Source organism: Amycolatopsis sp. NPDC006131 (assembly GCF_040614175.1).
Lineage (GTDB): Bacteria > Actinomycetota > Actinomycetes > Mycobacteriales > Pseudonocardiaceae > Amycolatopsis_E > Amycolatopsis_E tucumanensis.
The window spans coordinates 74,322-81,477 of record NZ_JBEXTX010000023.1 but is presented as its reverse complement, the minus strand read 5'-3'; the positions used below and the strand labels follow the sequence as shown (position 1 = coordinate 81,477).

Annotated in this window: 7 protein-coding genes; 2 read left to right on the top strand and 5 right to left on the bottom strand. The window is 73.0% G+C overall.

Features of this window, described 5'->3' with window-relative positions; genetic code table 11:
* Positions 1-102: 102 nt before the first annotated feature.
* Entirely contained in the window at positions 103-510 is a 408-nt protein-coding gene (locus ABZ215_RS15245; protein ID WP_020415921.1) for a RidA family protein, read from the top strand.
* Positions 507-1,589 carry an aminotransferase class V-fold PLP-dependent enzyme gene (locus ABZ215_RS15240; protein WP_354949984.1) on the top strand — a complete coding sequence of 361 codons (1,083 nt, stop codon included), beginning with the start codon at positions 507-509 and terminating at the stop codon, positions 1,587-1,589. The genes ABZ215_RS15245 and ABZ215_RS15240 overlap by 4 nt, the downstream gene beginning before the upstream one ends.
* 5 nt (positions 1,590-1,594) lie before the next feature.
* Here ABZ215_RS15240 and ABZ215_RS15235 read toward each other — a convergent pair whose 3' ends face one another.
* The 5 genes from ABZ215_RS15235 to ABZ215_RS15215 all read right to left on the bottom strand — a co-directional run bounded on the left by ABZ215_RS15235 (position 1,595) and on the right by ABZ215_RS15215 (position 7,137).
* Positions 1,595-2,335 (bottom strand): SDR family NAD(P)-dependent oxidoreductase, encoded by a 741-nt coding sequence (locus ABZ215_RS15235; protein ID WP_354949983.1) that lies wholly within the window; start codon positions 2,333-2,335, stop codon positions 1,595-1,597.
* Entirely contained in the window at positions 2,332-3,105 is a 774-nt protein-coding gene (locus ABZ215_RS15230; RefSeq protein ID WP_354949982.1) for an alpha/beta hydrolase, read from the bottom strand. The genes ABZ215_RS15235 and ABZ215_RS15230 overlap by 4 nt, the downstream gene beginning before the upstream one ends.
* Positions 3,092-4,378: an MFS transporter gene (locus tag ABZ215_RS15225; protein WP_354949981.1), complete on the bottom strand. Its 1,287-nt coding sequence runs from the start codon at positions 4,376-4,378 to the stop codon at positions 3,092-3,094. The genes ABZ215_RS15230 and ABZ215_RS15225 overlap by 14 nt, the downstream gene beginning before the upstream one ends.
* Entirely contained in the window at positions 4,375-5,781 is a 1,407-nt protein-coding gene (locus ABZ215_RS15220) for an MFS transporter (RefSeq protein WP_354949980.1), read from the bottom strand. The genes ABZ215_RS15225 and ABZ215_RS15220 overlap by 4 nt, the downstream gene beginning before the upstream one ends.
* 66 nt (positions 5,782-5,847) lie before the next feature.
* On the bottom strand, positions 5,848-7,137 hold the full coding sequence (locus tag ABZ215_RS15215; RefSeq protein WP_354949979.1) for an MFS transporter: 1,290 nt from the start codon (positions 7,135-7,137) through the stop codon (positions 5,848-5,850).
* Between the last annotated feature and the right edge of the window lie 19 nt (positions 7,138-7,156).

Below are 7,156 nucleotides of genomic sequence, written 5' to 3'. Positions count from 1 at the left end.
CTCGGAAGCCACCCAACGGGGCAAGAACCCATCAGCCACACCCCATCGCCCTGGGCATCCAGAACATCCCGTCCTGAACATCAACAATCTTATGGAGAACGCATGATCAAGCGCTGGAACCCCGGCACCGTCGCCGCCCCGATCGGGATGTACAGCCATCTCGCGCACGTCCCGCCCGGGCACGAGCTCGTGGTGATCTCCGGGCAGGTCGGCGCGCTGCCCGACGGCACCCTCGCCGGTGCCGACGCCGAGACCCAGACCGAGGCGATGTTCGCCAACCTCGAACGGCTCCTCGCCGCGGCCGGCGCGCAGCCCCAGCACCTGGTCAAGGTGTTCAGCATGGTGGCCGGCACCGAGCACCTGACCGGCTTCCGCTCCGTGGTGAAGCGGACCTTCACGCGCTGGTTCCCGGACGGCGACTGGCCGGCCCAGTCGCTGATCGTGGCGGCCGCGCTGGCCCGGCCGGACATCCTGGTGGAGGTCGAGGCCATGGCCGCGGTGCCCCGGTGACGCCCGCCGAGTTCCGGGCGCTGTTCCCCGCGCTGCGCGACCAGGTGTGGCTGGACACGCCGGGCGCGCCGCCGGGGGCGGAGCCGGTGGTGACGGCGATGCGCGAGGTGCTCGACGCGTGGGCCTCGGGCGGGTTCGACTGGCTCGGCTGGGACTCTGCCGCCGGCGATGCGCGGGAGCTGTTCGCCGATTTCCTCGGCGTTCCGCCGGGTACGGTCGCCACGGTGTCCTCGCTCGCCGAGGCGGCGGCCACCGTCGCCGCGTCCCTGCCCCGCGGCCGGGTGGTGGTGGCCGAGCAGGACTTCCGCAGCAACCGGTTCCCGTGGCTGGCGCGGCACGACGTGGTGAGCGTGCCCGCCCGGGATGGCGTGACCAGGGTCGAGGACCTGATCGCGGCGCTCGACGAGGACGTGGCGCTGCTGGCGGTGAGCGAGGTGACCAGCCGCGAAGGTCAGCGGCTGGACCTGGCCGCGCTGCGCGCCGCGACCGACCGGGTCGGAGCGCGCTTGTTCGTCAACCTCACCCAGTCGCTCGGCGCGCTGCGGTTCGACCCGGCCGTGGCGCCCGATTACCTCGCCGTCCACGGCTACAAGTGGATGCTCTGCCCGCGGGGCTCGGCGTGGCTGGTGGCGCGGCCGGACCGGGTGGCCGGGCTGCGGCCGCTGGCGCCCGGGTGGAAGTCGACCGCCGCCCCGCACGGCTATTTCGGCGGCGACCTGGACCTCGCACCGGACGCCGCCCGCTGCGACGCCTCACCGGCGTGGTTCTCCTGGCTCGGGACGTGTGCCGCGCTGCGCCTGTTCCAGCAGCTGGACCCGGCGGCGGTCGAGCGGCACGTGCTCGGCCTGGCCGGGCAGCTGACCGACGAGGCGGCGGCGCTCGGCCTGCAGCGGGTCCACAGTGGACCGGCTTCGCACATCGTCGTCCTGGCCACCGCGGAGGCGGACCGGATCGCCCGGTCGCTGGCCGGGCACGGCGTGCGCGCCACCGCCCTGGGCGACCGGGTCCGGTTCGGCTTCCACTACTTCAACGACGAGTCCGACGTGACGGCCGCGGTGCGGGCCCTCGCAGCCGGGTAGTCGCGCTAGGAAGCCAGCCCCCCGTCCACGACGAACTCCGCCCCGGTGACGAAGGCGCTGGCCGGGGAGACCAGGAAGAGCACGGTGGCCGCGACCTCCTCGGCCAGGCCCCGCCGCCCCAGCGGCGTGGCCGCGAGGACCTGGGCGTTCCACTCCTCGGTGATGACGTCCAGCATCCCGGTGTCGATGAAGCCCGGGTGCACCGAGTTCACGCGGACCCCGTGCGCGCCCAGTTCGACCGCGGCGCACTTCGTCATGCCCCGCACCGCCCACTTGGTGGTGGAGTAGGCGATCTGCCCGGGATAGGGCCGGTGCGAGGCGATCGAGGAGATGTTCACGATCGCCCCGCCACCGGCCGCCTTCATCACCGCGCCCGCGGCCCGCATCCCGAGGAACGGGCCGCGCTGGTTGACCCGGTAGTGCTCGTCGAAGTCCTCCGGCGCCGTCCCGGTCACGTCCGGTCCCGGCCGGTAGATCCCGGCGTTGTTGACCAGGATCGCCGGCCGGCCGAGCCGCGTGGCCGTGGCCTGGAGAAGCCGCTCCCACGAGTGTTCGCAGCCGACGTCGTGCGGTTCGTAGACCACCCGGTCGCCGAGTTCGGCGGCGAGAGCGCGCCCGTCGGTTTCGCGCCCGCCCGCGATCAGCACCGCCGCGCCGGCGGCGGCCAGCGACCGCACGACCGCGGCGCCGATGCCACGCGCGCCGCCGGTCACGATCGCGACCTGGCCATCCAGTTCGCGGCTCACCACGGCGCGATCCCGTCAACGAACCTCCGCAGCGCCTGGTTGACCGCCTCGGGCTGCTCCTCGGTCACCAGGTGCCCGCTGTCCGGGACGCGCACGAACTCCGACCCCGGCAGGCGGGCGTGCATCGCCTCCGCACGGGCGATCGGGATCCCGCCGTCGTCCTCGCCGTGGATGATCAGCGTCGGCACCGTGATCTCGGCCAGCCGCCCGAGCCGGTCCTCCCGGTCGATCCACGACCGGTACTCGCCCCAGACGGAGCGTGACGGGCGCGCCCGCCACTTCCGCACCCACCGCCGCACGTGTTCCGGGTTCTCCGCGATCGTCCGCGGCCCGAAGATCACCGGCACGAACGCCTCGGCGAACTCCGCGCTGATCGGCTCCTCGGTGTCCATCGGCTCCAGCAGCGCCCCGAACCGCTCACGCTCCTCCGGCGTGTACGCGTCGGCCATGGTCGACACCAGCACCAAGCCGGCCAGGCGCTCCGGGTGCTTCAACGCCAGCTCGATCGCCATGAACCCGCCCACCGACATGCCCACCAGCACCAACCGGTCGATGCCGTCCACCACGTCGAGGCAGTCGGCGACCAGGTCGTCCAGCGAGCGTTCCGTGCCGTAACGGGACGTGCCCGCCCGGCTGGTGTAGGCGACGGTCCGGTACGCGCCGGCCAGCGCCGCGATCTGCGGGTCGAACATCGTGCGGTCGAGCAGCGTGCCGTGGCTGAACACCACGGCCGGCCCGTCGCCGCGGTCGAGGACGTCACTGTCCAACACGGACTTCTCCCTTCACCGACGGAACCGGTTCCCGGAAGCACACGGCGGCGACCAGAGCCAGCAGCGCCGTCGCGGCCAGGTACCCGGCGGGCGCCAGCGAACTGCCGGTCGCGCCGATCAGCCAGGTCGACACGAACGGCGCCGTGCCGCCGATCAGCGCCGCGGAAATGGTGTAGGCGAACGACGAACCGGCCGAGCGCACCCGCGGCGGGAAGATCTCCGTCATCGACACCAGCGTGGTCGACACCAGCGCCCCCATCAGCGACCCGAGCACGACCTGCCCCGCGATCGCCCCGGCCGGGGAACTCCGGATGACCGCGAGCACCGGCACCGCCAGCACGGCGATCGCCACGGTGAGCGTGATCAGGACCGGCCGCCGCCCGATCCGGTCCGACAACGCCGACACGAACGGCATCGGCGCCAGCGCGGCGACCGCGCCGGCGAGCGTCGCGGTGAGCGCCAGCCCGGTGCCGAACCGGACGGTCTGCGTCAGGTACGACACCATGAACGTCAGCACCAGGTAGAACGCGGTCGTGTGCAGGCCCGCCAGTCCCGCCACGGTGAGGATCTCCCGCCGGTACCGCAGCGCCTCGCGCAGCGGCGACTGCGCCACCTCGTGCCGGTCGGCGAGCGCGCGGAACTCCGGCGTGTCCTCCAGCCGCAGCCGGATGTAGAGGCCGACGATGCCGAGCGGGCCGGCGACGAGGAACGGGATCCGCCAGCCCCACTCGGCCATCGCCGCGTCACCGAGCGCCGCGGCCAGCGCGACGACCACCAGGCTGCCGATCACGAACCCGACCACGGCGGAGAACATCAGCCAGCTCGTGGCGAACCCGCGCCGCCCCGGCGGGGCGTGCTCGATCATGAACGCCCCGACGCTGCCGAACTCGCCACCGGTGGAGAAGTTCTGCAGCCCGCGCAACACGACGAGCAGCACCGGCGCGGCGATGCCGAGCGTGGCGTACCCGGGCAGCAACCCGATCGCGAACGTCGACCCGCACATCAGCAGCAGCACCGTGACCAGCACCGGACGACGGCCGATCCGGTCGGCCAGCGGGCCGAAGAACAGGGCGCCCAGCGGGCGGAACCCGAAGGTGAAGCCGAACACGCCGAAGGTGGCCAGCAGCCGGGCCATCGGGTCGGCGCCGGGGAAGAACGTCGCTCCGATGTGGACGGCCACGAAACCGTACACGGAGAACTCGTACCACTCGACGAGGTGGCCGAACACCGTGGCGAAGTAGATCCGCCTGCGCGGGACGGGGGACTGGGTCACGACGCGCTCCCTTCGAGTGCGCTGGGGGTGGTGGGCCGGGTGGTTTCGTCGGCGAAGACCTGTTCCAGGGTCTTGCCGGTGACGCGGGGTCCGAACAGCCGGATGACGAGCGCGCCCGCGGCCAGCAGCGCGGCCATCACCGCGAACACGCCGCCGAACCCGATCGAGCCGAACGCCAGGCCGATGACGACCGGGGCGGTGAGCCCGCCCGCGTTGCCCGCCGTCGAGGCGAGCCCGGCACCGGTGGCGCGGATGGCGGTCGGGTAGACCTCCGAGCAGTACGGGAACACGATCCCGGAGATGCAGGTGATGCAGATCGACAACGCCATCCCGATCAGCAGCAGGGCGATGCTGTCGCGCGGCACGACCCCCAGCGCGAGCGAGGCGAGCGCGGCGAAGCCGAAGAACGTCACCAGCAGCGTGCGGCGCTCGAACCGGTCGCTGACGGCGATCGCGGTCAGGTACCCGATCGGCTGGGCCACGAACAGGAAGAAGCTGTAGGTCGCGGCCACGCCGGGGTCGACCCCGATCTCCAGGAACAGCGACGGCATCCAGGTGAAGAACCCGAAGAAGGCGAACAGGAACACGAACGAGCCGAGCCACGTCGCCACCGACACCCGCGCGAGACCGCCGCGCCACACCTGCAGCGGCGACCAGGACACCGCGGGCGTGGCGGGTGCGACGACGTTCACCGGCGGCACCGGCGGCAGGGCGGCGCCACGGCGGGCGGCGATCACCCGCTCCTCCAGCCGCGTCACCACGGCGTCCGCCTCGTCCACGCGTCCCTGGCTGAGCAGCCACCGCGGCGACTCCGGCAGCGAGCGCCGCCACCACAGCAGGACCAGCACCGGCAGGCCGCAGATCACCGCGGCGATGCGCCAGCCGCCGTCCAGCGGGACGACCAGCGAGCCGAGCACCGCCGCGGCCACGTTGCCGAGTGAGAAGAACAACGTCACGCCGCTGACGAACCGGCCGCGGTTGTGCCCGGTCGCGAACTCGGAGATGTAGGGCGAGACGATGGCGGCCTCCGCGCCCGCGCCGAGCCCGCCGATCACGCGGACCAGGAGGATGAACACGAACCCGTTGGCGAAGGCGAGCGCGATCGACGCGGCGCAGAACAGCAGCAGCGCGTAGAGCATCACGCGTTTGCGGCCGAACCGGTCGCCGACCACGCCGGCGAGGATCGCGCCGACGATCATGCCGACCGGCGCGGCGCCGCCGATGAGGCCGATCTGGACGTTGTCCAGACCGAATTCCGCTTTCAGGTGCGGCAGCATGAAGCCGATGATCACGATGTCGAGCGCCTCGAACAGGTGGCCGAGGCCACCCGCGAAGAGGATGCCGTACTGCGGGCGGCTCATCGGGAGCCGTTCGAGCCGGGCGAGGATGGTGCCGGTGGACATGGCGGCCTCCAGGGCAGAGGGCAGGGGGGAACGCCCGGACGGGCCGGGCCGCGTGGGGGAGTGGGATCAGGCCGCGCGCGTGGTGACGGCGGCCGGTTCGCCGAGCGGACGAGCCGCGGTCTCCGGCAGCTTGCGGGCCAGCACGAGGCCGACCGCGGCAGCGATGACGGCGAGGTAGAGGGCAGGCGCGAGCGGGCTGCCCGTGGCGGCCGCGAGCGCCGCGGCCACGAGCGGGGCGGTGCCGGCGATGGGGCCGACCCCGAGGCTGTAGGCCAGCGCCGAACCACTGGACCGGGTGCGGGCCGGGAACAGTTCGACGAGCACGATCGACGACATCACGTTGAGACACGCCTGGGGGACGGCGAACAGGCACATGCCTGCCAGCGCCAGGCCGGGCGAGCCCGATCCGACCAGCAGCAGCACCGGCACGGCCAGCACGGCGTGGGCCAGCGCGCCGCCGACGTAGACCGGACGCCGCCCGGCCCGGTCGGACACCCACCCGGCCACCGGGCAGATCGCGGCGTAGAACAGCAGCGCGATCGAACTCACCGCCAGGGACGCGGACCGGTTGCCGCTCGCCGACATGGCGTTGGTGAAGTACGTGGCCAGGTAGTAGAACCCGACGCCGGTCACCGACGCGCAGGCGAAGGCGAGCACCAGGGTGCGGCGTTCGGTCCGCAGCGCGGTGCGCACCGGCGTGGCGGCGACCTCGTCGCGCTCGCGCAGGCTCCGGTACACCGGCGTCTCGTCCAGGCGCAGCCGCAGGTACAGGCCGACCAGGCCGAGTGGCGCGGCGAGCAGGAACGGCAACCGCCAGCCCCACGACTGCATCTGCGCCGGGGTCAGCAGGTTTTCCAGCAGCAGCACCGATCCGGTGCCCGCCACGATCGCCAGGCCGCCGGAGGCGGAGATCAGGCTGGCGCGGAAACCGCGGCGGCCCGGCGGGGCGTACTCGGCGAGGAACGCCGACGCGCTCGTCCACTCGCCGCCCGCGGACAGGCCCTGGACGCAGCGCAGCAGCACCAGCAGCAGCGGCGCCCAGAACCCGATCGCGGCGTACGACGGGAGCAGGCCGATGAGGGTGGTGGCGCCGCTGATGCCGATGACAGCGGTGGACAGCGCCACCCGGCGGCCACGCCGGTCGCCGAGCGAGCCGAGCAGCGCGCCGCCCAGCGGGCGGAACACGAACGCGATGCCGAACACCGCCAGGGACGCCAGCAGCGAGGCGACGGAATCGCCGGTGGGGAAGAAGACGCGGCCGAGGGTGACGGCGACCGCGCCGTAGACGGCGAAGTCGAACCACTCGGTGAAGTTGCCGACCAGGGTGGCCGCGACGACCGCGGAGGGAGAGCGCATCGGTGAGCTCCTGGGGAGA